We start from the raw sequence: 1,430 nt of genomic DNA on the forward strand, positions 1-1,430 counted from the left end.
TGTACTGACCCCCAAAAGTTGGACAAATAATTATTGAAAGGATTTAGTTCTGTATTGGACAGGACTAAGTCCTTTTAATTTTGCTTTGATGCGTTTGTTGTTGTAGTAAAAAATATAGTCTGTAATGGCTTGCTCAAGCTCATCAAGCGACTGGTAAGATGTCTCAAATCCATAGAACATCTCTGATTTGAGTATCCCAAAGAAGGATTCCATCATGCCATTATCTGGACTATTTCCCTTGCGGGACATGGACGGACGAATGCCTTTGGTTTCCAAAAAGTAATGGTAAGATTGGTGCTGGTATTGCCAACCTTGATCGCTGTGAAGAATAGTCCCACTGTATAAATCTGCTGGAAAAGCCTTCGCAAGCATGGTTTGAACCTGTTTCAAGTCAGGTGACCGAGACAGGGTAAAATCAATAATCTCACTATTATAGCCATCAAGAACAGGTGATAAGTAAAGTTTACCCTCCGGCAAAGCAAACTCCGTCACATCGGTATAACACTTTTCATAAGGCTTAGAGCCTTCAAACTGACGTTTAATCAGATTATCAGCCTTCTTACCAACCTCACCTTTGTAAGAAGCATACTTGCGTTTACGACGAATACGAGCGGTCAAGCCCAACTCTTTCATCAAGCGCTGCACCTTCTTGTGGTTGATGATGAAACCACGATTTCGTAATTCTAAATGAATCCGACGATAGCCATAATTACCTTTATGGTAATCATAAATGGCTTGAATTTCAGCCTTAATTGCTTTGTTCTTGTCGGGTTTATCCAGTTGCTTGACTTGATAATAGTAAGTTGAGCGAGGCATTTTAGCTGTCGCAAGTAGGAGGTCTAGTCGGAATCCTCCTTGGACCATATCTCTAATTGTTTCTGCTGTTCGCGCACGAGTGTTTCGTCCCTCAAGCGAAGTTCTCTCAACTTTTTTAGGAAGGCCACCTCAGTTCGAAGACGTTCATTTTCCTCTTGAAGGCGCTCTAATTCCGTCATCTCTTCCCAGGTTTTCTTGCGTTTACGTCCCATCTTGCTCGGTCTCCCTCTTGGTTTTTCAAGAATAGTATACCCGTTTTTCTTGTATTGTGCTATCCAATTGGGAAGCATTCCTCGATTTGAAAGAGCATAATCAAGGGAAACTGAGAGTTGAGAACACCCATGAATCAAGACCTTATCCATTATTTCTTGCTTTAGTTCAGGTGAATAATACCTATTTTTACCTTTTTTAACGATTTCCACGCCATATCGATCCATGAGATTTATCATGTAGGTGAGATTGGCAATAGTGACCTTGTATATCTGGCTAAGGTTGACCCACGACCAACCACTCTTTCTCAGCTCATATATTTCTAGTTTATCTTCATAACTTAATTTCATAAGAAAAACACCCCAATCGTTAGATTTTGTGTCTAACTTTTGGGGTGCAGTTCA

1 protein-coding gene is annotated in these 1,430 nt (G+C 40.6%); it reads right to left on the minus strand.

Annotation, left to right across the window (positions count from 1 at the left end):
• Positions 1–30: 30 nt before the first annotated feature.
• Positions 31–1,376, minus strand: a protein-coding gene (locus ACEE44_RS10305) for an IS3 family transposase (RefSeq protein WP_449172163.1) whose coding sequence is annotated in 2 segments (ribosomal slippage) — positions 31–935 and positions 935–1,376 — 1,347 coding nt in all. Because the reading frame shifts where the segments join, the coding sequence is not laid out codon by codon here.
• Between the last annotated feature and the right edge of the window lie 54 nt (positions 1,377–1,430).

The sequence above is a fragment of the Streptococcus sp. 32226D021BW genome (assembly GCF_053545015.1).